The 21,634-nt window shown below is 37.9% G+C and carries 35 protein-coding genes and 1 tRNA gene; 11 read left to right on the plus strand and 25 right to left on the minus strand.

What is annotated here, in order from left to right; all coding sequences use genetic code 11:
* The first annotated feature begins 390 nt into the window (after positions 1 to 390).
* From ACWYN3_RS08040 to ACWYN3_RS08070, 7 genes are all read left to right on the plus strand, one after another.
* Positions 391 to 588, plus strand: coding sequence for a hypothetical protein (locus tag ACWYN3_RS08040; RefSeq protein WP_456220676.1), 198 nt, complete (start codon positions 391 to 393; stop codon positions 586 to 588).
* Between the two features lie 28 nt (positions 589 to 616).
* Positions 617 to 1,372 (plus strand): AbiJ-NTD4 domain-containing protein, encoded by a 756-nt coding sequence (locus tag ACWYN3_RS08045; RefSeq protein ID WP_456220677.1) that lies wholly within the window; start codon positions 617 to 619, stop codon positions 1,370 to 1,372.
* A complete protein-coding gene (locus ACWYN3_RS08050; protein ID WP_456220678.1) occupies positions 1,369 to 1,503 on the plus strand; it encodes a hypothetical protein in 135 nt (44 codons plus the stop codon). Before ACWYN3_RS08045 ends, ACWYN3_RS08050 begins: the two co-directional genes overlap by 4 nt.
* A 116-nt stretch (positions 1,504 to 1,619) precedes the next feature.
* Entirely contained in the window at positions 1,620 to 1,865 is a 246-nt protein-coding gene (locus ACWYN3_RS08055; protein WP_456220679.1) for a hypothetical protein, read from the plus strand.
* Positions 1,866 to 2,015: 150 nt separating this feature from the next.
* On the plus strand, positions 2,016 to 2,387 hold the full coding sequence (locus ACWYN3_RS08060; protein ID WP_456220680.1) for a hypothetical protein: 372 nt from the start codon (positions 2,016 to 2,018) through the stop codon (positions 2,385 to 2,387).
* Positions 2,388 to 2,453: 66 nt separating this feature from the next.
* Positions 2,454 to 2,870: a hypothetical protein gene (locus tag ACWYN3_RS08065; RefSeq protein WP_456220681.1), complete on the plus strand. Its 417-nt coding sequence runs from the start codon at positions 2,454 to 2,456 to the stop codon at positions 2,868 to 2,870.
* Between the two features lie 31 nt (positions 2,871 to 2,901).
* Entirely contained in the window at positions 2,902 to 3,276 is a 375-nt protein-coding gene (locus ACWYN3_RS08070) for a hypothetical protein (RefSeq protein ID WP_456220682.1), read from the plus strand.
* Between the two features lie 73 nt (positions 3,277 to 3,349).
* Here the strand turns inward: ACWYN3_RS08070 and ACWYN3_RS08075 are convergent, their stop codons facing one another.
* The 6 genes from ACWYN3_RS08075 to msrB form a co-directional block, all read right to left on the minus strand.
* A complete protein-coding gene (locus ACWYN3_RS08075) occupies positions 3,350 to 3,727 on the minus strand; it encodes a hypothetical protein (protein ID WP_456220683.1) in 378 nt (125 codons plus the stop codon).
* 136 nt (positions 3,728 to 3,863) lie between these two features.
* The gene (locus ACWYN3_RS08080) at positions 3,864 to 4,106 is read right to left on the minus strand and encodes a hypothetical protein (protein ID WP_456220684.1); all 243 of its coding nucleotides are present in this window, start codon (positions 4,104 to 4,106) and stop codon (positions 3,864 to 3,866) included.
* Between the two features lie 11 nt (positions 4,107 to 4,117).
* Positions 4,118 to 4,795 carry a hypothetical protein gene (locus tag ACWYN3_RS08085; protein WP_456220685.1) on the minus strand — a complete coding sequence of 226 codons (678 nt, stop codon included), beginning with the start codon at positions 4,793 to 4,795 and terminating at the stop codon, positions 4,118 to 4,120.
* Positions 4,796 to 4,962: 167 nt separating this feature from the next.
* On the minus strand, positions 4,963 to 5,340 hold the full coding sequence (locus tag ACWYN3_RS08090) for a hypothetical protein (RefSeq protein ID WP_456220686.1): 378 nt from the start codon (positions 5,338 to 5,340) through the stop codon (positions 4,963 to 4,965).
* Positions 5,341 to 5,893: 553 nt separating this feature from the next.
* Positions 5,894 to 5,980: transfer RNA gene (locus tag ACWYN3_RS08095), tRNA-Ser, on the minus strand.
* Between the two features lie 105 nt (positions 5,981 to 6,085).
* Complete coding sequence (msrB, locus tag ACWYN3_RS08100) at positions 6,086 to 6,562, minus strand: peptide-methionine (R)-S-oxide reductase MsrB (protein ID WP_456220687.1); 477 nt, start codon at positions 6,560 to 6,562, stop codon at positions 6,086 to 6,088.
* A 298-nt stretch (positions 6,563 to 6,860) separates the two neighbouring features.
* Here msrB and ACWYN3_RS08105 point away from each other — a divergent pair, with 298 nt between their 5' ends.
* Complete coding sequence (locus tag ACWYN3_RS08105) at positions 6,861 to 7,454, plus strand: hypothetical protein (RefSeq protein ID WP_456220688.1); 594 nt, start codon at positions 6,861 to 6,863, stop codon at positions 7,452 to 7,454.
* A gap of 14 nt (positions 7,455 to 7,468) precedes the next feature.
* Entirely contained in the window at positions 7,469 to 7,660 is a 192-nt protein-coding gene (locus ACWYN3_RS08110; protein ID WP_456220689.1) for a helix-turn-helix domain-containing protein, read from the plus strand.
* A gap of 87 nt (positions 7,661 to 7,747) precedes the next feature.
* On the opposite strand, the gene ACWYN3_RS08115 is transcribed toward ACWYN3_RS08110, so the two are convergent.
* From ACWYN3_RS08115 to ACWYN3_RS08125, 3 genes are read right to left on the minus strand one after another with little or no spacing between them, the layout of a single operon-like run.
* A complete protein-coding gene (locus ACWYN3_RS08115; RefSeq protein WP_456222930.1) occupies positions 7,748 to 7,876 on the minus strand; it encodes a hypothetical protein in 129 nt (42 codons plus the stop codon).
* Positions 7,870 to 8,892 carry an AMP-binding protein gene (locus ACWYN3_RS08120; protein ID WP_456220690.1) on the minus strand — a complete coding sequence of 341 codons (1,023 nt, stop codon included), beginning with the start codon at positions 8,890 to 8,892 and terminating at the stop codon, positions 7,870 to 7,872. The genes ACWYN3_RS08115 and ACWYN3_RS08120 overlap by 7 nt, the downstream gene beginning before the upstream one ends.
* Positions 8,871 to 9,272 (minus strand): AMP-binding protein, encoded by a 402-nt coding sequence (locus ACWYN3_RS08125; RefSeq protein WP_456220691.1) that lies wholly within the window; start codon positions 9,270 to 9,272, stop codon positions 8,871 to 8,873. Before ACWYN3_RS08125 ends, ACWYN3_RS08120 begins: the two co-directional genes overlap by 22 nt.
* Positions 9,273 to 9,473: 201 nt before the next feature.
* Between ACWYN3_RS08125 and ACWYN3_RS08130 the strand changes: the two genes are divergently transcribed.
* Complete coding sequence (locus ACWYN3_RS08130; RefSeq protein ID WP_456220692.1) at positions 9,474 to 10,052, plus strand: hypothetical protein; 579 nt, start codon at positions 9,474 to 9,476, stop codon at positions 10,050 to 10,052.
* A gap of 54 nt (positions 10,053 to 10,106) precedes the next feature.
* Here ACWYN3_RS08130 and ACWYN3_RS08135 read toward each other — a convergent pair whose 3' ends face one another.
* Both ACWYN3_RS08135 and ACWYN3_RS08140 read right to left on the minus strand, forming a co-directional pair.
* Positions 10,107 to 10,325 (minus strand): DinB family protein, encoded by a 219-nt coding sequence (locus ACWYN3_RS08135; protein WP_456220693.1) that lies wholly within the window; start codon positions 10,323 to 10,325, stop codon positions 10,107 to 10,109.
* A 5-nt stretch (positions 10,326 to 10,330) separates the two neighbouring features.
* A complete protein-coding gene (locus ACWYN3_RS08140) occupies positions 10,331 to 10,606 on the minus strand; it encodes a hypothetical protein (RefSeq protein WP_456220694.1) in 276 nt (91 codons plus the stop codon).
* Between the two features lie 690 nt (positions 10,607 to 11,296).
* On the opposite strand from ACWYN3_RS08140, the gene ACWYN3_RS08145 reads away from it, so the two are divergent.
* Positions 11,297 to 11,827, plus strand: a complete 531-nt coding sequence (locus ACWYN3_RS08145; protein WP_456220695.1) for a ferritin — start codon at positions 11,297 to 11,299, stop codon at positions 11,825 to 11,827.
* 70 nt (positions 11,828 to 11,897) lie between these two features.
* Here ACWYN3_RS08145 and ACWYN3_RS08150 read toward each other — a convergent pair whose 3' ends face one another.
* The 14 genes from ACWYN3_RS08150 to ACWYN3_RS08215 form a co-directional block, all read right to left on the minus strand.
* Positions 11,898 to 12,350, minus strand: coding sequence for a TonB-dependent receptor domain-containing protein (locus tag ACWYN3_RS08150; protein ID WP_456220696.1), 453 nt, complete (start codon positions 12,348 to 12,350; stop codon positions 11,898 to 11,900).
* A 2-nt stretch (positions 12,351 to 12,352) separates the two neighbouring features.
* Complete coding sequence (locus tag ACWYN3_RS08155) at positions 12,353 to 12,901, minus strand: TonB-dependent receptor domain-containing protein (protein WP_456220697.1); 549 nt, start codon at positions 12,899 to 12,901, stop codon at positions 12,353 to 12,355.
* Positions 12,876 to 13,388, minus strand: a complete 513-nt coding sequence (locus tag ACWYN3_RS08160) for a hypothetical protein (RefSeq protein ID WP_456220698.1) — start codon at positions 13,386 to 13,388, stop codon at positions 12,876 to 12,878. Before ACWYN3_RS08160 ends, ACWYN3_RS08155 begins: the two co-directional genes overlap by 26 nt.
* Positions 13,385 to 14,365 carry a TonB-dependent receptor plug domain-containing protein gene (locus ACWYN3_RS08165; RefSeq protein WP_456220699.1) on the minus strand — a complete coding sequence of 327 codons (981 nt, stop codon included), beginning with the start codon at positions 14,363 to 14,365 and terminating at the stop codon, positions 13,385 to 13,387. Before ACWYN3_RS08165 ends, ACWYN3_RS08160 begins: the two co-directional genes overlap by 4 nt.
* Positions 14,366 to 14,384: 19 nt before the next feature.
* Positions 14,385 to 14,795, minus strand: a complete 411-nt coding sequence (locus tag ACWYN3_RS08170) for a carboxypeptidase-like regulatory domain-containing protein (RefSeq protein ID WP_456220700.1) — start codon at positions 14,793 to 14,795, stop codon at positions 14,385 to 14,387.
* A gap of 127 nt (positions 14,796 to 14,922) precedes the next feature.
* On the minus strand, positions 14,923 to 15,330 hold the full coding sequence (locus tag ACWYN3_RS08175) for a serine hydrolase domain-containing protein (protein ID WP_456222931.1): 408 nt from the start codon (positions 15,328 to 15,330) through the stop codon (positions 14,923 to 14,925).
* A 52-nt stretch (positions 15,331 to 15,382) separates the two neighbouring features.
* The gene (locus ACWYN3_RS08180; RefSeq protein ID WP_456220701.1) at positions 15,383 to 16,204 is read right to left on the minus strand and encodes a serine hydrolase domain-containing protein; all 822 of its coding nucleotides are present in this window, start codon (positions 16,202 to 16,204) and stop codon (positions 15,383 to 15,385) included.
* 11 nt (positions 16,205 to 16,215) lie between these two features.
* Positions 16,216 to 17,226, minus strand: coding sequence for an alpha/beta hydrolase (locus tag ACWYN3_RS08185; protein ID WP_456220702.1), 1,011 nt, complete (start codon positions 17,224 to 17,226; stop codon positions 16,216 to 16,218).
* Positions 17,227 to 17,250: 24 nt separating this feature from the next.
* Positions 17,251 to 18,114 (minus strand): alpha/beta hydrolase fold domain-containing protein, encoded by an 864-nt coding sequence (locus tag ACWYN3_RS08190; protein ID WP_456220703.1) that lies wholly within the window; start codon positions 18,112 to 18,114, stop codon positions 17,251 to 17,253.
* 149 nt (positions 18,115 to 18,263) lie between these two features.
* The gene (locus ACWYN3_RS08195) at positions 18,264 to 19,166 is read right to left on the minus strand and encodes a helix-turn-helix transcriptional regulator (RefSeq protein ID WP_456220704.1); all 903 of its coding nucleotides are present in this window, start codon (positions 19,164 to 19,166) and stop codon (positions 18,264 to 18,266) included.
* 173 nt (positions 19,167 to 19,339) lie between these two features.
* On the minus strand, positions 19,340 to 19,801 hold the full coding sequence (locus tag ACWYN3_RS08200; protein WP_456220705.1) for a hypothetical protein: 462 nt from the start codon (positions 19,799 to 19,801) through the stop codon (positions 19,340 to 19,342).
* 56 nt (positions 19,802 to 19,857) lie between these two features.
* A complete protein-coding gene (locus ACWYN3_RS08205; protein ID WP_456220706.1) occupies positions 19,858 to 20,034 on the minus strand; it encodes a hypothetical protein in 177 nt (58 codons plus the stop codon).
* Entirely contained in the window at positions 20,019 to 20,981 is a 963-nt protein-coding gene (locus tag ACWYN3_RS08210) for a DUF1735 domain-containing protein (RefSeq protein WP_456220707.1), read from the minus strand. The genes ACWYN3_RS08205 and ACWYN3_RS08210 overlap by 16 nt, the downstream gene beginning before the upstream one ends.
* A 21-nt stretch (positions 20,982 to 21,002) precedes the next feature.
* The gene (locus tag ACWYN3_RS08215; protein ID WP_456220708.1) at positions 21,003 to 21,524 is read right to left on the minus strand and encodes a SusD/RagB family nutrient-binding outer membrane lipoprotein; all 522 of its coding nucleotides are present in this window, start codon (positions 21,522 to 21,524) and stop codon (positions 21,003 to 21,005) included.
* Positions 21,525 to 21,634: the final 110 nt, after the last annotated feature.

Below are 21,634 nucleotides of genomic sequence, written 5' to 3' on the forward strand. Positions count from 1 at the left end.
CTTGGTTCCCCAAGTGCGCAATTCTTTCATTACACCCGTTAAAGTTTCACCGTAAGGTGTTAAGGATTGGCGACTCACCGAATCATTCACCAGTCTTGTTTCTTTTTTGTAGCTGCAAATGTTATAATTAAATTTAAGTTTTTTTTATTAAAATCTATGTCTTAAATTGATGTGCTACTAACATATTTTTCCCTTATAATGGCAAGCTTTTGTAGACCTGTGAATCGTTAACTGATGTCCTTTTATGTTAATATGATATTCAGGATTTTAGCTGCATTATATGTGTTTTTGGTCAACACTATTTGTTACTAATAAAGACTGTGCATTCAGGAGGAATATGGTAAACGCGAATTAGAGAGGCAGTTAAGCACTGGCTTTTATGAAAGGGTGATGATTGGTAAGACAAATCTCTCACCAGCAGTGAGAGAAATTAATGTGGATTTGGCTGGTAACTTTAAGGATAGCTATGCTAAAAAGAATGAGGTAAAAATCATTATTCCGATCATACAATGTATTACTCTAGTAGGGAGAAATACATTGCTCTTAATTTTTAAAAATCACCTCGGAAAAGCAAAAAATATTCCATAGTGTAATATCTTTATTCAAATTCTATTTTATGAACTCTTTCTCAGAACGGATGGGACTAAAGCCTGTCAGGTCAGTTATTCAAAAAAAAAACAGCATGGATTTAGGTCTTAGGAACTATTTATGGAATGCGCTACATTTATTTTATTTTAAGAATGTCCCGGATTACGTTGATAGGGATAAACCACTTCATGTTGTTTTTACACAAATTTGGGTATGGTATTACCATGAGCGCTTAGACGAAATTCCATATAGAACTGATAGTCTGATTTTGAAAATTAAAAATGACTTTCTTAAATCGGATTGGAATGAAGTCTATGATTTTATTGAATTTGTACCTAACCGATATAAGAAGGATTATGAAGGTTTAGATAATGATATCAATAAACGCTTTTGTGAATTCGTGAATTCCGGCTTAGAAAATTTTCTTTCCGCTTATCGATTCGTAGATAGGGTAATAACCGAAATTACCTCTGAACAAGAAATTCAGTCAATTGAAGATGCTGTCGGAAAAACAAATAATCTCCATAGCGTACAAAGCCACCTTAAGCGAGCACTTGAATTGATGTCTGACCGAAAAGAGCCTGATTATCGCAATTCAATAAAAGAGTCTATCTCGGCAATTGAAGGATTAGGGAAATTAATTTCCGGCAGGCCAAAAGATACACTTGCGGCCTCTCTGGATAAAATCAAGGGAAAAAAATTAATATCCACCAGTCTTTGGAACAGGGTTTCAAAAAGATTTATGGTTATACCAGTGATGAGGGGGGAATTCGCCATGCGATGACTGATGCTGATGCTACAACCTGTGAACTCGAAGACGCCAGATTTATGTTGGTATCCTGTAGTGCTTTTGTAAATTACTTGATTGTTAAAGCGGAAAAAGCAGGAATTGAACTTCAAAAGGAACCCACTTAGATGCAGACAAGGGTTTTTGCAGTTCAAACTATTGTTCTTTCGTGTCTTAAGTTTTTAAAAGTGTGAACGGGAGACTACGCTAAAAAAAAATATTATGAATTTAAGTATAAATGATTATGAAAGAGGACGCTCCAGCCTTTAGGCTAAAATACAATGGTATAGTGGTTATTCAATCGTTACCAGATGATGAAAACCAGACGGGAACGATGTTGTATGATGACATTATTGCCAGACGTTGCGATCAGAATGGGCATGGTAAGTATTTTTATAACCCGACTTCTAAAAATGACTTAATTGAGGTATTGAATACCATTTGCAACAATGTTCTTAATGATGATCTGCTGCCAATTTTGCATTTTTGAACCACGGATCAGAACATGGTCTTGGTTTAAAAAAATGGCGATCATGTTCTCTGGAAGGAACTACAAGATTATTGTAGGCTAATAAACGTTAAGACTAAAAATCAACTAATCATAACACTAGCGACATGCTGGGGTAGTAGTATTTGGGAAATGATCGATATTGGTATTCCCGCTCCTTACTGGGGATATATTGGGCCGAGAGAAAAAATTGGAACTGGTGATCTAATGTTGGATTTTGGCGAATTTTATGATAGCCTTTTAACTGAACAAAGCTGGGATAAGGCTCTTGGACGGCTTGTTGAAAATGGAAATCGACAGAAATACATTTATTTGCATTGTAAAGGGATATTCGAGCATTACATAGAGAAAAACTACAAGGGTACCACGGTAAACAAGTTTGACACTTATAAACGTCTTTTCGGTCAAACCAAAGATCATTATCCAGGATTAAATCGTGCTGAACGGAAAAAACGGCTAAAAAATAATTTGGTGGAGTTCACCGTGAAAAAGCTTTGTAGCTAAAATGAAAAAGACATTTTTAATGACTTGATTATTCTGTAAGTTAGTCTCCAATTGAAGTGCAACATTATGGCAAAGGATTATAATAAAGATTTACGGAGTACTATCTTAATCTGTTCAATTAGATGCGAAGAAGCTGCATCAGGAGCGTTGAAGATGCTATTAAGGACTATTAAGCCATCTTCAAAAACTCTGGATAATAAATCAAGTAGTCTTTCTTTTAAAAGTAAGATCGATTTGCTTTCAGATATTGATGATTTAAAACCAGAGGATTATACCTGTATGATCAAATTTATGGAGATTAGAAATCAGTTTATTCATAATCCTGATTGCAATTCATTTGTTGATTTAAGCATAACAGCAAAAGAGTGTACCAATTTCCTAAAGAAACAGCTCCCGAACCCTATAGAAGATGAAGAACAGAGCCTAAACCATAGTTTTAAGGAGCTCTTCATTCGTGTGTTAGGTACGCTTCTTATACTTTAAAACAGAATATCGTCAAGGGTTTACACATGAAATGCATAGGTATGTTGATACCAAAACCCTGGAGAGATTCAAAGATATATACTCATCTGCTTTTAGTAAATGGAAAGCATACAAAGATTCCTTGCCAAAACCTGTTTACCGGAGGTTTACACGAGCTGATAATTCTGAAATGGACGTACTCACTTTTGAAAAATATATTACTCTGGAAATCATTGACGAAAAAATTAAGATACTGGACGCAATTGGTAAACGTGAAATTCCTGAAAAGGAAGTTTTCAAAAGAAGGGTGGATATTATGGCGAATTTGAAAACGGAAAAAGATGAAGTACAGAATGAATTAACTCATCAGCCTGAACGGGCATTTGCAACTAAAAAGCAAGATTCAAAAATGGAAGAACACAAATAGTTATTTCAAATTGATACAGCTTTAAAATTAAAGTCTAATTCAATATTGAAATCATTAGATAGGCTTTTATATATCAGATGTGCATACTCAAAAAGAGATAATGAGTAATCGCGTGAGCCTGATATGGGATTAATTCAATCTTCTTTGTATTTCCGCTTTGTGAAATGGTAAAATGCTGAGTAAATAATGTCTTTCTATGTGCTTCGTTTATGTAATCCTCAAATTCTGGATTTACAACTAATCTTGAATGAACGACCAGGTTTCGTATTTTAGCAATCAGATCGAACCAGTGGCTCATATTTTTACTCCAGATATTATTTGATTCATGTTGTTTGAAAAATGGAGAAATTTTTCTTAAAGCTTTAATGAACCCTTTATTGCCAGAGCCTTGAATGTATGAGATTCCCTTTCTTACTTCCTGAAAAGTAGTGTATGTATTTGGCAGTTTCAAAACCTGATTGAGATTTGGATTCTGGGCAACAAGCTCAGACAGTATATTTTTTAGGAAAGATTCAAAAACTTCGAACACCTGGGTTGTTGTAAGGCAGGCGATATAGCTCAACAGTCTAGTAGTTTCAATTGATAGGTTATCGGTAGTTAGTAGTTAGTGAATATCCAACGTTGGTGTCGTAAAGATTAGCCCCACCTTCTAATTGCGATAAATCCCTGTAAGTGGTCATCATGCCAATCAGTTCATAATTTGGGAAAGAAAAATTCTCCTGCAACTGTTGACCTTTTGAAGACACAAAGCTGTCAAGAACCAGCAAGTTTGCATTCAGGTTTGTGCATTCGATAAACAGGGATTCAATATGTTTTTTTAGGTAATTCATTTTTAAATATATTATTCGTTATCAAATTGTTTCATCAAATCTATCATATGTAGTTTGTAACCATTTAGAAGGCCTTGCAATTCCTTACTCACTATAAACATGTTGAAAGCATAATCTACCTTCTTGCCGATGGGAAACTCCGTCGTTTCTGCCAATCTTATATACATCATAAATTCATCGCCGTGGTCAATCCTGTCTGTATTTATTTTCATGTGCTCATTGGAGAAATGAATTAGACCGCTCGTATTTTCATACAATATTCTAAACCCCGGATATAGCTCATTCAATTTTGTAGACAAATATTGATCTGTCATTTTATTACCCTCTGCATCCTTAATATTTCGGATATGTTCTCCGTCTTGGACACGATTATAAAAGTCTAACCTATCTTGAACTAGCGATAAAGCAAATAACCTCATACAATTATCTGCCTGGAGCCTGAGCAAGTTAATGGCAGTTAGCCAATTGTTTGCTTCGGCAAGAGTCCTGAAGCCCTTATTTAATTCTATCGCTCTATGCACAATAGAAAAGGTAAAATGACTTGGTTTAGAAAGTAATTTGCGGTTAGTTTCATTCGTGAAAATATCAACTGCTGTTTGATTGAGTTTCGTATTCATAGCATCTAAAGACTCAAATATTTTAGCCAAATCATCTTCTGAGACATCACTATTTAAGGTTTGTTTTTCCATTTTGAATCTAGTTTGCATTTTTCAATTTTGTATTTGCCAGTAATAATACCTAATGACAAAGAAGCATAGTTACTACGCATGTATCTGCGCAGATTAATGAATTTAGAAAATAGTAAGAAAAGATAACGGCATCAGCAGATTCGACTGAGAAGTGAACCAGCCATAAGTTATTGATTCTTCAATTCAATTTTCGGTTCATGTAGGGAAATGATATGGACTATATGATTTGCAGCAAAAAGTCCGTAATGCTTTAATTCTGTTGGATAGATGTCGTTCGTAAATGTTTCCTTCAAGATGAAATCCATATAGCTAGACTTTTCGAAAATACAAAAAGTCCCATAATCACCAGAAACGTATTCATCTTTGGGATTTGAATTAGCGTAACTTTCATTTATTACATGGTATGAAACATAGTCATTAAACAGGATTGTAAAAAATGTTCCAGTTTCGTCTATGGTGATTTCCTTGCAACCAGATAGTTGTTTATCACTTATTTGCACGTTAACTTCAAAGTCAGATGTCGTTGATTTTTTTACTTCAAGCAAGAGTTTATTATCTTCAGGTTCATATAAATTGGTAAGAAAACACTACCATGTTTATTGATCGTTTTAAAATTTTCCATTTATAAAAATATCAAAATCATTTATAAGTCTCAACTATATATTGGTATTACGTTGGTTATCTATTTAATGAATATAACGCAGTTGAAATAGCCTTTGCGCTGAAACAGCCAGAAACGGGTACCCGTGTAGAAGATTTTTACAGAAAAAAGGGAGAGTTAAAGGTTAGCAACTAGACTATCAAGGACAAAATGTAAAATGTTTCAAGCAACAAATTCTTGTAACATTGTTGGTAATGACAGTAAATTAGTATGGGACACAATGGTTATAGGAGGACGAAAAAAAAATCGTTTTGCTATTAACTAAAGACCAAGTGAAAATTGACAAATACATTAAAGAATTTGAAAGACTAAAAAATGAACTTGCGTAATCAAACAGCCACAACTAACATTTTGTGTGATTTTGATATGGTTTGTAAACAAAAAAAATCCTGCAAATCGAAAGATTAGCAGGATTTTAGTAGGTTTTGATACCTTAGCGGAGAGTGGGGGATTCGAACCCGCGGACCCTTTGACAAGTCAACAGTTTTCAAGACTGCCGCAATCGACCACTCTGCCAACTCTCCGCGACAAAAGTACAAATAATGTTGATTTCTGCAAACAATGCCCCCGCATAATTGTTTAACAACCTCATTATGAATTATAAAAAATGCAATTAACCCTTCATAAACCTACTTTTTGATAAATTTAAAGGCTCCTGAGTTCATACAATACCTCAATCCGCCTTTATCTTTTGGCCCGTCATCGAACACATGCCCCAGGTGAAGCCCTGTTTTTGCCTCGACAATTTCATCTCTGGACATCCCAAGCGTATTATCGCTGACTACTTCTACTGCTTTACTATTGATCGGTTTAGTGAAACTTGGCCAGCCTGTCCCTGAATCGTATTTGTCATCTGAACTAAATAAAGGTTCGCCGGTAGCTGCGCTCACATAGATCCCTTTTTCATGGTTATTGTAATATATCGTTATATGGTAAGGTCTTTCTGTCCCTCGCTCTACCATGATCTGATAAGCAGTTGGACTAAGTAACTTTTTCCACTCTGTATCTGTTTTTGTAATAGGGTATTTCTTCTGTTTTCCTGTCTGCTGTCCGCATGCGCTTAAGAACATCAGGACGATGATTGTCATACTTGCTATGTGTTTCATAATTCTGTATTTGATACGCTTATAAACGAGGATAGGAGATAGTTGGATTTACAATTGCCTATTATGATGATATCTTTACAATTCAAACTTTATCCAATTGTTTGAATTTTGCAATTAACGGTTTGAATAGCGCAATTGTCATAATCCCTGATCGGGCTATCTTTGTTCATTATATTGCTTAAATTCATATTATGGATAAGACACAAACATTAGAACACTTTTATCAGCAAAAGTTTAATAGTGTTCCACAGACCTTACAGAATGGTGTAGGGCATTTTAATGTTTTCCGTATTGAGGATTGCCATGGGCCATCTCTGCTACACCTGTTGTTACCTACAGCCGGAGAGACTTTTATAAGGTCAGCCTTGTGCGTGGAGAGTATTTGTATCACTACGCGGATAAAAGTATTGTCATCAAAGGTACTACGTTAATATTTTTTAATCCGAACGTTCCTTATACTGTTCAGGCGCTTTCTGATGACACTACGGGCTATTTCTGCATATTTACTGAATCTTTCTTCACTGAAAAAATCCGTGGAAGCCTGAACGAACTGCCGATGTTTAGTCTGGGAGGGAAGCCTGCTTATTTTCTTAATGATACCCAGGAACAATTCGTTGCTACGATATATGAGAAAATGCTGGAAGAAATCAATTCTGATTATGTATTCAAATACGATCTGCTGCGTAATTATGTAACTGAATTAACTCATTATGCGCTGAAATCTGAACCTTCAGAGAATCTTTATCAGCACCCAAATGCACAATCCAGAATAACTGCTGTATTCACTGAGCTATTAGAGCGTCAGTTTCCTATTGAAACGCCTTCCAGAGATTCTCACTTCGTTCTGCTAAAGACTTCGCTGAGAAGCTTGCAGTACATGTTAATCATTTAAACAGGTCTATCAAGGTGACCACTGGTAAAACGACTACAGACCTGATCTCTGAGCGTGTATTAACGGAAGCTAAGTCTTTATTGAAACATACAGACTGGAATATTTCTGAAATCGGCTATTGCCTTGGTTTTGAAGAAGCAGCACATTTCAATAACTTCTTTAAGAAGCAAACAGCCTACACACCGGGATACTTTAGAAATGTTTGATTTTAGCAGTTATTTAACTGCCTGCCCATGGAGCTCTACTTTGTTTGTTCCATAATTAAAGCTGTAATCTACATTTGCACTGAGTGGTTAGTTGTATAATTTTCTAAGTTCTGCTTTAACGATCTTCCCTGATGCATTAATTGGTAACTGGGCCAGGAAATGTACCTGCCGGGGATATTTATAGCTGGCAACCTGATTTTTTGACCAGGCTATAATTTCATCTGCGTATGTTCTTTTCCAGACTTAAGGACAATAAAAGCGGCGATCTCTTCTCCAAATTTTTCATCAGGAATGCCAATTACCGCGACCATAGATACTGCTTCGTGTTTAAGCATGATTTCTTCCAGTTCCCTGGGATAAACATTCATACCACCTCTGATTATCATATCCTTTGACCGGTCTACAATGAAATAAACCCCTTGTTCGTCGCGATAAGCAATATCACCAGAATGCATCCATCCATCTTTTAAAACCTGGGCTGTAGCTTCCGGGTTTCTATAATATTCTTTCATCACATTATGGCCCTTGAATATTAATTCACCTTTTGTTAATGCAGGCAGCTCCTGATCATTCTCATCTACAATTTTCACCTCTACACCCCATACAGGAGTTCCTATCGACCCTTGCTTCCTGATCTGATCTATTTGATTGAAAGAGACAATTGGTGAACCTTCACTCATTCCATAACCTTCCAATATGGGAACTTTATAAATGCTTTCGAAGAAGTCCTGGATTATTTTAACCGGGAGAGGAGCACCACCAGAAACGCAAAGCCTTAAATTGTTTCTTACAGTTTCTTCAATCAGCGGATCATGTGCAACATTCAGTAACGCCCAGTACATGGTTGGTACACCTGCAAAAATAGAAATATCGTGTTTGACGATCAGTTCAAAGCAGGTTTTAGCATCGAAACGGGGAAGCAGAACAATGTTCATACCCTTATAAACAGAAGCATTCATCATGGTAGTCATTCCGAAAATATGAAATAAAGGTAATACGGCTAATACAGTCTCATCTGCTTTGCTTTGAAACAGCTCAGTGGCAATTTTAGCATTTAAAAATAGGTTCAGATGGCTCAGACAAGCGCCTTTTGGTTTACCTGTTGTGCCTGATGTATAAATAATTACAGCAACATCTTCTTCCATACAAGGATAAGAAAAAAATGTATCTGGCTGATCCTCAAATAGGGATTCCGGACTGAAACCTATTTTCAGTTTGAAAAAATCATACACTTTGGAACTGCGTTAAATGCCTGATAGCCATATTCACCAATGGGAAGATCTGCGGAACCTTCATAACAAAAATAGGCTTTCGCGTCACTGTCTTTAAGATGGGATTCAATTTCATTTGCTTTAAGCAATACATTCAAAGGGACTGCAACTGCACCTGTTTTGAGTATCCCAAAGTAAATAACAGGGAAGAAAGGCAAGTTGGGGCAACTGATCGCAATTTTGTCACCGGCTATGATTCCTGATTTCAATAAGCCGTTAGCTACTTTATTACTTAAGTGATTAAATTGTTCGTAGGTATATGATTGATCTCCATAGGTTAGTGCCGGGCTGGATTTATAATTTTTAGCGGCTCCTTCAAGTAAGACAGATAAATTAAACATAAGGTTTATACTGGTTTGGTTACGCCAATATAATTGTTAAGTTATCCCTTCTTTGTATCGGAAGCGGAATAAAAAACTCGAAACCGGAATCCTTTTATAATTATAATGGCCATATTTTTCCGAAATTGCGGAACTATAATCTCAAATAAAAGGATGTTTTTAAACAATAAATCAGTTAATCAAATAGTATTTGTGTCTTTGATGATGCTTAATATCAGCGTAAGCGCGCAGAGCGGTAGTAAGTTTAAGATCTATGCAAATAAAGTAAAGTCGTTTTCAAAGCCTGCCGATGTATTACTGAGCACTGTCAATGCCTCTGGTAATGGTTCAGTAACATTGACAAACAAAGAAAACCAGGTACTTCGTTTTCGTGTATACAAGCACAAACCGGGTGAAATAGCCCCTCGTTCGCATAGTGGAATCGTATATCAATTGTTTATCTATAACAATAATTATTTGCAAAGAGTTGAAACATTTGATTTGCAGGGGAATTTAACAGGTCAGAATCTGGTAGGTGAGGGGGATGAATCTGATCATGAAGCCATTACGGAATACATTATCGAAAAACCGGAATCTTATCTCGTGAAAAAGAAACTTATGGATGATGCCGAAGGAAATATTATTCAAATGCCGGATGATACAAACGAAAAAATAATAAGAATACAGTTATACGATGTAAATAGGCAGCCTATTACATTTAAAAGCCATTTTTATAGAGAATCGCCATATATGTCAAGCAATGAATATTGGCTGACAAACGAAAGAATTCACTGGCCTTAATACAAAAAGCCTGAACATCAAATGTTCAGGCTTTTTGTATTAGATGAAAATGGCTTAATCCATAGCTGGTATACCCATGTCTGCCCATTCTTCTTTAGCAGGACCATATACGCCCGGTACTGGCAAACCTACCATACGCATCACTACTGTCATTTGAGCACGGTGATGAGTCTGATGGGCTACAAATACAGACAATACCTGTCCTTTAGTCCATTCCTGACCATACATGTTTACTTTATCGCCTAAAGTCGAGTCTGTCCATTTAGACTTCACTCTTTTCAGCAGAATAGTATTGTACTCCTGGTAGACTTTAATAATTTCTTCAAAGCTTTCTGGTATGGCAGTCCATCAAGCAAATTCTCTGTCATCAAACCAGCGTGTAATCCCATTTCAGGAATAGTCTGGGTAATGTGCCAGGCTAATCTGTCTAATGCTCTTACATTTTCGTGGATTTTGATGGATTTGGTTTCATCCGTAATGTTGCGGAATATTTGAAGTGTACTATTCTCTTCGTTCTTCCAATCATTTTCGAAATCTTCAATACTACGGTACATAGGGGTAAGGGTTAAAATTAATGTTTTTCAAATTGTTTATCGGGGGGTAAATCCCAGTAAATATGGCGAGAGTTTAAGCAGTAACAAGGTAGGAAAATTTGTATTTTATCGTATACAAAAGAGGAATATTTTAAAATAGTGCAAATTATTTTGTGAATTTATTTGTATCAAGTCTAAATAATGTGAATATTTGCATTATAATCCTTAATGTTAATGCAAAACGTAGCCGTAGCACCTTCAGTTGATTTATTAGAAGTATTCCAAACCAGGAATGGATCTGTTTTTTCAGTCGGACTCTGAAAAATGCTGGTATGTTGATTTCGCTGGTCACAACAATCGCTTTGACTATCGTTCGATCATGAAGCTTAGAAAAGCCATTTACGGTATCGATATCGAGGCTTTACTGCTAAGTTCTGATAAAGCACCTGATCTTGAAATCGTTTTTTTTTATCTGTGCTTGTGATCATTGCTATGTATTAACTTTATTAGAGATTATCGCCTTCAAGGAACTGATCGAAGGGACGTTTGTTATGCTTGAACTGAACCGTATTTTACACGATAGGGTTTATCGTCTGATGGCTTAATCTTTCTTTAGACTTAGAATCTTTCCATATTTCTTTTAAATACCAGTAAATTGATTTATAGCACTACTTTTGTTATACGAAAGAGGTAGTAATTAAAATCAATCATATGAAAGATATCATCCGCGTTAAGTGTTTGCTTTCTACAGAAGTAGAAAAACTCTTAAATCAACAAATAAAAAAAGAAGCTCAGGCTTCATCAGCATATTTAGCAATGGCATCATGGTGTAATCAACATGGCTACGATTTCTCATCTGACTATTTCTTTAAACAATCAGACGAAGAAAGACAACACCAGCTTAAAATCTATAAATATGTTTTAGATATGGGTGGTACTGCAATCTCTCCTGAAATTTCTAACATCAAAATCGAATACAACTCTTTCAGAGAAGTTTTCGAGGAAGCTTTAGATCAGGAAATAAGTGTAACCCAGTCTCTTAAAAATATCGCAGCTAACTGCCATAAAGAACAGGATTACATCACTGTTGAATTCTTAAACTGGTTCTTCAAAGAACAACGTGAAGAAGAATACAAAGCCAGACGTGCCCTTGAATTGTTCGACGTTATCGGCGAAGAAGGTACTGGAAGATGGCAGATCGACAAACATGTTGGTACTATCGTTTATGACAGCGAAGCATAGTTTGTAGAAACATAAATATAAACCGGTTATCATCACGATAACCGGTTTTTTTGTGCCCGAAACTGGCTGTTTAGAATTTATAAGTTGCAGTCAGATAATAAGCTCTTGGCAAAATAGCAATGGTTGAATAGGGCTGATTACTGGTTACTGCTTTTTCATACATAGCGCTGGTGAAACTGGAGTTACCTGAAATCACGTCGAACAGACTACCTGGTCTTACCCAGCTCATTACCCCATATTTGTTGAATAAATTATTGACATTTAAACTGAGCTGCATCTTTTTTGAAACATCGTATCCGGCACCTAAATCAACCTGCGAAAAACCAGGAAGTTTAAAGACATTTGCTGAATTGGCCTGACGGCTGCCCAGGTAAGACCAGGTTAGAAATGTATAGAATTTACCTGCTGTATAAGTTGGTGTTAAATTCAGCATGACTCTTGGTGCATTCTCCGTTTCATTACCTGTGTAAGAGATAATGGTATCGTCCGCTGGGCCATCGCCATTGGCTACCCAGTTATCCAATGCTAAGATTTTAGACCGCTGAAGAGTAGCAACCCCGCGAAAGCTGAATGTTCATCCAGTCTGTAATTGGCTTCGACTTCTATACCAATGGTTCTGTATTTACCATAAGTCATTGGAGGATTATAAAAACCAGTTGCAACTGAACCAAATATAGCTCCGTTAGGCACACCGCTCAGCACACTGTAAAATGGTGTCAAAAATAGGTTTAAATCTCCTGACCTGGCTTTTAATCCGAATTCTACCTGCCTGGTAGTACGTAATTGCGGGTTTAAAAGGTCAATAGTTTCGACTCTGTTAGATGCAAAATAAATATCTAAATCCGGTGCTTTTTTGCCTTGTGAATAACGACCGTACAGGGCTAGGTTTTCATTGAATTTATAATTTAGAGCACCAGAGAATGACAGTGAATTTAATGCTTTATCAAAATTGACTGTGGTGGAATGATCCAGAACATTGTTGTCATATAGGGTAAAGACGCTTCCGTCTATTCCTCCTTGTACGCCTGTTTTGGAGTAACCGCGGATATTATATCCTTTTACACCACTTTTCATAACGTAAACCCCAGTCAAAAGTAAGTTGCTGATTGATTTCCCAGGTATGGCCAAAAAATAGAGCTGCTTGTGTCTGACGGGCATTATAGGAGATCATATTTCCTAAATCGCCGGTCAGCTGCCCGGTTCCTTCTGCATTGGTGAACTGATAAACACCTGCTGGCCCTAATATAGGTGTACTGGTAGGTGTAAATCCATAAACCGGTGCACCAGTCAGGCTCATGGAAATTAACTGCGGACGATCTTCTATTGTACTTAAAGTAAGGCCATTGGTTCCTGAATAGCGATGTACATTGGAGTAACCAAAATATCCACCAAGGGTGAAGGTCATATTTTTGATCTTCTTATTGAAGGAAAACTGGTCGAGGAATTCGTTGGTTTCGTTTTTATAGTAGCCCAAAGGTGAAGCCAGGATACCACCAGACAAAATGTTCTGACCGGGCAGATTGTTTTTATTGACTACATAACTTGCTCCGTTTGAAGTCACGTTAACAATTCCTGACCTGTGTTTACATTTTTGAAAGAATAAGTTCCTACACCAATTGTACCTAACATTAAAGCTGGTAAGGTAGCATCTGTGGCACTGGTCACAATATTTGCGCCTGTAAAGTTAGCCACTGTACTATTGTCTGAGTAACGGGCATTATTATTAAAAGTCCAGCCGTTGCCTAACTGATGATCCCAGGCGAAACCAAGAGATTTATAAATGTTCTTGGTTAAGTTTTTAGGGTTGTAGTCAATCGATCCGCCTGCTTTATTTAAGAAGTCATTAGAGCTGAAATTATAAGCGGGGGGTAAGACAGTAGAATTGCCATTAAAACCTTCAGCGGGTTTTGGATCGGTATAACCTACGGTTGGAATGGGCTGCGGGTTCGCATTTTTATCATTCAGATACTTCAGAAAGAATTTCAAAGAGCCTTTACTGTATTTCTTAACCACATTGGCTTTGATCTGGCCACCAACGTTCATGGCGTATCCGGGAGATCTTGCACCCTGATCATAGCGGTAAAAACCACCGACATTATAGGTCCAGTCTTTAGCTAAGGGCCCTCCGAAATTCGCATCAATTCTGCCTAAACTGTTATCGCCATTTCCAACCAAACCGTATTTGGCTCTGAGTTCACCTGCAAAGGTATCCCCTCCGGTTTTTGAAACGTAGTTAAAGATCCCGCCCGGTGCATTTGCAGCAGTAATTGAAGCGCTGCCTCCGCGTACAGCATCGAGTCTTTCTAAGGTCGCATCAGGGCGAAGAAAGTAATCAGGTGTATAGCCGTAATAGGTTGTATTAGTGATAGGTAAGCCATCTTCCTGCATGGATACATATTCGTAACCTACATCTTGTGTACCTACTGTGGTTCCTCTTGAGGTTACAGTATTTCTGATTTCGCCAACTGATGAATTGATAAAGACCCCCGGCACATTACGTAATAAATCTGCCGCACTTGCGGGTACGATGCGCTGCATCTGGCTTGCTGTTAATGTACTAATGGCAACCGACCGATGCATCCATCCGCTTACGCTTATCGAACACACCGGTAACCAACACTTCGTCCATCTCATTTGCCCGTTCACTTAAGGTGATGCTGAGTGGGTTAGCACGCTGGCTTTGAGATATAATTGTTTCTTTACTGAGATAACCTAAAAATGTGGCGACCAGAACTATATCGCCTGGTGGCACAGCCGATATAGAAAAGTTTCCATTCTGATCGCTTATTGTGGCTCTGCTGGTGCCTTTAATTTTGATGCTTGCACCGGGAATAGCTATACCTGTTTTGTCAATGATCTTCCCATTGACTGCCGTATTCTGGGCATAGCTGAATTTGATGCTGATTAGCAGGAGTAAAACCACGCAAATGATTTTACTGGTCGTTTTTTTTGGTATAATTCTTTTCATAATCTATTATTTGGTTAGGTTTTTATGCGCTGATGCTCGTCAAAAAATTACATAGCAATACCGTGTGCGTGACGTGATCATCCTGCATGTTGTTTATTGCAAAAAAAAAGTTTTCTATTTCATTGGCTTATTCCAGTGCCTGATAAACGAGTACTCTAAATTTATCTGCTAATTCACTATGAGAGAATGGCATTTGCTGGATAAACAAAAGGGATACTATTTTCTCTTTTGGATCTGCCCAGTAAATGGTACCGAAAGCGCCACCCCAGGCAAAGCTACCTTCAGACTGTCCGAGTTTCGCATTGCCTTTATTGGTCGTGATTAAAAAGCCAAGACCAAACTTATCATCACCCAGGGAAATATCTCCTATCTGATTTTTAGTCATGATTTCGACTGTATGTCTGGATAAAATCCGGTGATCGTTATAGATTCCGTTATTAATCAGCATTTGTAAGAAAATCGCGTAATCCTGTATAGTAGAAACCAGTCCTGCGCCACCTGCAAAATAGCCGTTGTGGTTAATGGGATAATCTATAGTTAAACCGGGAAAAGTGTCTGCAGCCCATGGCTCTACCTGATGTGTTTGCTTATTCTCCTGTGTAAACCTTAACTAACCGGTTTTGTTTGTTTGCGGGTAAATCGAAATAAGTATCATTCATCCCCAATGGTTCAAAAATTCGTTTGTGAAAGAATTCGTCCAAACTGATTCCTGAGGCTATTTCAACCAATCTGCCTAATACATCAACGCTTAGACTGTAGGTGAATTTTTCTCCCGGATTCTGGACTAAGGGAAGTGTTCCCAGTTTATTGATCGCGTCGGCCAGTAATTGTTTTTTCGGTAAAAAACCTGCCTCAACACCTGCTTTGGCGTAGATCGCTTTCATATTTGGTGATCCTATCTGAGCGTAATCAATACCTGAGGTATGTGTCAGCAAATCGCGGATGGTAATTTCTCTTTTGGCTGGAACTGTGGTATAAGTCGAATCTTTTTCGTTGAATTTATCCAGTACTTTAGGTTTTGCAAATGAAGGAATGTATTTTGAAATCGGGTCGTCCAGCAAAAACTTTCCTTCTTCAAATAAGATCATCACAGCGACACTTGTTATAGCTTTGGTTTGGGAAGCGATACGGAATATCGCATCTGTTTTTAAAAGTGTGTTATTTTTAATATCATCTTTTCCAAAAGCTTTATTGTAGACAATTTTGCCATCATGGGCGATAAAACCGACTGCCCCGGTTACCCAGTTACTGTCTATATATTGTTTTAAAGTATGGTCTATGCGGTTTAATCTTTCTGCTGAGAATCCACTGGATGCAGGTGTACCAGCCTGGAGCATTCTGGCTTGTCCAAATGCAGCTGATTGCATAGCAAGAAACAAAAAGGTCAACTTAAAAAAGGAGTTTTTCATAGTAATTGCGCTTATTTAAGATATTGTTTCAGTACACTATAGAATTCATTGTAAAATCTGCCGGGTAACATGCCATGCGGATAGCCTGGATAGTTATGCAGTTCTACAGCTATTCCTGCTTCTATTAACCGCTGTCCATAAGCTAAACCGCCATCACGTAATGGATCTGCACCACAGGTAACCAGATAAGTAGGAGGAGGCAGGCCTTTTAAATCTTTAGCCAGACCGGGTAATGAATATTCTGGAATAAGCCCATTTTTAACATTGTCAGCACCGAGATACATCTTCATGAGGGGCGTAATATCAGCACCTTTGACACCCGGAATGTTATAATATTCTATGACAGAAACTCTAGTGGTATCTAAATCTCCCGGTGGGAATAATAAAACCTGCAGGTCGATTTTTGGCCCTTTTTTTTCTCTTGCGGTTAAAACAACGCTCCCTGCGATACCTGCACCAGCACTGCCTCCACCAACTGCTATATGTGCAGGATCGCCACCGATTTCACCGGCGTGTTTCACCCCCCAGAGCAGGGCCGCATAACCGTCATTTGCACCTGCAGGATAAATGTTTTCTGGTGCTAAACGATATTCAACTGAGATTACTACTACGCCACCTCTGATGGCTGTATTGGCGCACATCTGATGGTCTGAGTTTAAATCACCATATATAAATCCACCACCGTGAAACATGATAATTATTGGTGCTTTGGCTAATTGTTTGGATTTATAGATACGAACGGGAATTTCTGGATCTCCGGGATTTAAACCCGGAATGCTTTTATAGGTTACTTCTACGCTATCGGCATTGGTCAATTTGGGTATAGGTCTTGCTTTTTCCTTTTTTCTGACGTCTTGAATATTCTCCATATTTAAGACCGTGACAGGCCAGAAAGCGGCTAACTTGAATTGCGGGATTAAGCGTTCACTTACTTCTTTGGGTAATAAAGGCCTTACTTTTTCTTGCGCGCAAACTGCTAAAGTAAAGACGGTAAGGAAGGTTGCGGTTATAATTTTTTTCATATAATAGTGTGTTTGAATGATGTTTTATCTTCCGTACTTATAAATCCAGTTAATGGCTTCGTGGTAAACAAGGGCCCTGGTTGCAGCATCTTTTTTCAAATTCAGATCGTGGCCTGCACCAGGAACGGGTAATAGTTTATGGGTAATGTTTTTAGCTTCCAGTTTATCGCTGAGTTGCTGTGATTGTGAAAAATTGACTACCGGATCTGCCGTTCCGTGGACTATCAGGATAGGGATGTCTTTAACCTGATCAATTGGGCTTGAAAGGGTATAAGCGGGATCTATAGGATGTCCTTTTACATATTTCTTTCCTGTCATCATTTCTATGAAGCCGATTAAGCCAACTTTACTGGAATAATTGAGGACTGTTGTGTCTGCTAAATTGGTGGGGCCGCAAAAGTCCACTATGGCCTTGATTTTTTTATTGGTGGTATAACTGTATAACATAGCTACATGTGCCCCTGAACTGCCGCCAGTCATCGTAAAATTGGTTTTGCGGGTATTCCATTGTGCTGCATGGGCGATACAATAATTTAAAGCGTTATCTACATCTTCAAGCATTTGCGGATAATGCACGTCCTGGTTATTTGCATAGCGGTAATTGATACTGACAAATGCGATATGGTTACTGAATAAAGAGTCTGCATATTGCTGAGAATCTTCTTTCTTTACCTCTTTAACCCATGCTCCGCCATGAATTAATACCACGAAAGGTGTTTTTTCATTTCTGCCTGCCGGTAAATAGATGTCCATGATGTTCCTGGGATATTTGCCATAAACTACATCTTTGAGTTTTTCTGCTGTTACAGGGGTTACTGCTTTTCTTGCAGTGGAGCAGCCGGCAAGAGTTACGAGCAGAATAAATAGGGCATACGCTGATTTTCTCATATGGGATGGGATATCATTTAAATCAGGCTGAGCTGATTATATATATTTGGTTAGTTGTGCGCTTAATTTTTAAGCGCAGAATAAATTTACCTGCATTTAATGAACAGGTGGTATCGAATCGGGAATGATTTGACACCAAACGGGAATAATTATAATTTCTTGATCAGGATAGTCCTGGCAACTGATGGGGATGTGCCAAAAAAGCGCTCATAAAGTTGAGAAAAATGAAAGCGGTTAGTATAACCAAGCCGGTTACAAATTTCCTGAATAGGCAGGTCTGTATTCCGGATCAGCTCCTGAGCCTGTTCCATGCGGAACTTTATTTTATACTGATGCAGCGGCAATCCATATACCTTTCTAAAATCGCGTTTTAAATCAAATTCGTTTAAACCTACTTTACGACTGATATTTTTGATGAGTAAGGAGTTTGTATTATCTGCTTCTATTAAAGCTCTGGCTTCATCAAGCGCAATTAACCGGGAATCGGCAATGCCTTCAAAATGTCTGTCCAGATCATTGGTTTTTAAAGAATCTATCCAGAAATAGATGAATTCCAGCATCTTACTCTCCAGTAAAATTGTATTGGAAACATGCCCGGTCGGGATGCTGAATATTTGCTTTTGCAGATTGACAATATGCTGATTAGTACAATACCTTTCAAACTGATCTGTGAGTTTATGCTTATCTATGGTGAGGTAAGTTTCAGGGATAAAGAATCTGATGCCATCTGTTTCAGTGATTTCCCATTCGAATTTCTTGACCCCTTCTATGAAGGAGGAATGAATCTGGCCTTCTTTGTTTAACCTGAAATCAATCAAACCTTTTTGTCCAACCGGATCTCTGGATAAGAACGTAGTATCTTCTGAAAACTTCCACTTACCTCTAAAAAAATGAATGTCTTTGCGAATAAACAATTGTAAAATACCTTCACCAATGTTATCAGGTAATTTAAGCTGATGTGAATTCCAGGCTTCTTTAATAATGAAACCGTAATTTTTGACCAGAGTCCCTGCAAAGGGAACAGGGTTAATATATGGCAGGTTTAGTTCCATGTTTATTTCCTGTGGTTTTAGGTTGTATATGCAATCTACATTTTTTTGTGAATTACTTTCACAGGTGTCTTACTACTATAGGTTTATCTATTTTTAAGCAAGATTGTCTAAAATAAATAAATGATTAAATAAAATATTAAATGATAACTAATAATCAGAACTATTTAGAGAAATTAAGGGTACTGTTCTTTTTTATAACTTAAGAGTCGTGTTCCCCCTTTAATTTCTTTAAGGTAGCTCAATGCATTCACATAGATCCGGTCAAACTGAGGATTGCCTTTAAATTTGCGATGTGCCTTTTCAATAAATCTTTCCAAACCTTCATAGTCTTCACCAAAATCAACCTTGTCATTGACAATGACAAAAGCAACAGGACTAGTAACCGTATCCGCATAATTGATATAGTTTTGATTATAATCCTGATGCAGAGACTGCAGTACCGTACTATCCTTTTTAGCAGTGAATAAATTAATCTTTCTTAAAATAGCAGATTGGTTTTTCTGGAAATGGATCAGGCTATTGGTAGCAGGGGAGCCTTTTATTTGGTAGTTCCTGGAAAAACAATCAGCCTGAATTACCTTATTTCCATTATCGTTAATAAAGAGTATGCTGAAATTATTGAAGGATGAGCTCAATGCATAAATTTGCTGCTGCCCTGAAAAGATGTGGAAGGTAATTTCCTTTCCATTTTTCAGAACCCTGCAAGAATCTTTTTTTTCTTGTATTCACCATCTATAGTTACCGTGTTCAGATAGATCATTTCTCCGATTCCAATTTTTGGATAAACTGATATTTTCTGACCTCCGTTTGAACATGCGGAGGCCAGAAAATAAACAGTGAGAAACAGATAGGTTATTGTTTTACCCATTTTTCATAAACCTGACGGCTCCAGCTTGACTGACCTGTACCACCTGAACCTACATAGCCATAGGCAAGGAAAAAGGTATTGGTTGCCGAAACATAGGTGTTATTATAAGTTGACGCTTTCCATTGTTCTTGTCCGGGCTGATCTGCACTTGCAGGATTATTGCCCCAGCTTGAACTTGCTTCGGGATGATCTGCGGTAAAAAATCCTGAATTTAAACCTCCTGGAGTAGCTCCGGTTGCTTTATAGCCTGTAAGATTTTTACCATCTACAGTAAATTCAATGGAATAATTTGAGCTGCCAAGGTCTCCAAGAGGAGCAGAGACACTCTGTTTACCGGTGGTCGCTAACTTTTTAACCACGTTAATTGCTCTTCCTGCTGTAGGATGAAAGAACCATCCGGTAACTTTATAATCACCTTCATAGGCGTTTTTTGCGATTACCCGATATATTCCTGTACTGTAATTACCGCTAACTGTGCCGGATGATGAGGTTTTGATCGTAACTCCCAACGCATAGGATTTAGTAAAATCAAATAAGCTGGTTTTCAGCTTGAGGAGAAAAATACCGGTTTTTGTCCCTTTTGGTATACTTACATTATTGGAGGTAACAGTATATAGATTTGCAGGAAGTGGTGTATAGGCCGTACTTGATGCGTCATTATACTGAGTAACAGCGGTATTGTTAATCTCTACGTTTACAATTACATCACCAGGGGTTCCGTTTACTCCAGTATAGTTGATGGTTATTGGGAAATCTACTTCATCCTGCGCAGCAAAAGAGCGGCTTGTAATCGCATAAATGGTAGAAGTTGTTCTTGCTGGCAATTGTAGTTCAACTATTCCACTTGATCCGCCATCGGTAAATATGCCTTCTTCTTTGGTGCAGGAGGAGGTTATTATTGATGCGGCCAGGGCCATGATCCCGTATTTGCTTAAATATCTTTTCATATTATTATATATTTTGATCCACTAATTAAGATCCCAGAAGATCGGACTAGAGAATGCATTGTTAATTACTGGTGTATTTGGGTTTAGGTTATATTCTGTTTGCGGATAAATGTCGCGTACAGGCAGTTTATCTGGTCTTGGAGACGAAGACGAAATAGAAACAAAAGTGGTTGTAGCTGATCCGTTTGCCTGTATTTTCGGGTAAGCTGTCCTTCTGAAATCTGACCAGGCTTCAAAGCTGTTTATCGTATTGGATGCAATATATTTTTGCGTAATGATTGCTTCCAGACGCTGTGCTTTACTTGTAGCTAAATCATAATTAGCCAGATAGTTGCCTGCGTTTGCCGTCTGGTATGCTTTAGCATCCCCGGTTGGGTTTTGACCGCTTTCAATAGCGTTACTTGCATTGGTTTCCAGATACTGATAAGAAGCAAGAAGAATACCTTTGTCAAAGTTTGATTTGGCATCGCCAGATAGGGTATGGCCGTTCAGCGCTGCTTCTGCCAGAAGGAAGTAAATATCTGACGCAAGGAAGACTGGCACACCAAAAGCACGTCCTTTTAATACGCCGATTGTATTTGTTGCAGTTAGTCCTGTACCAGTGCCTGTATACCATGCTGAATACGTCGGTATAGCATTAGGATTGTTCTTTT

Source organism: Pedobacter sp. NJ-S-72, assembly GCF_053890575.1.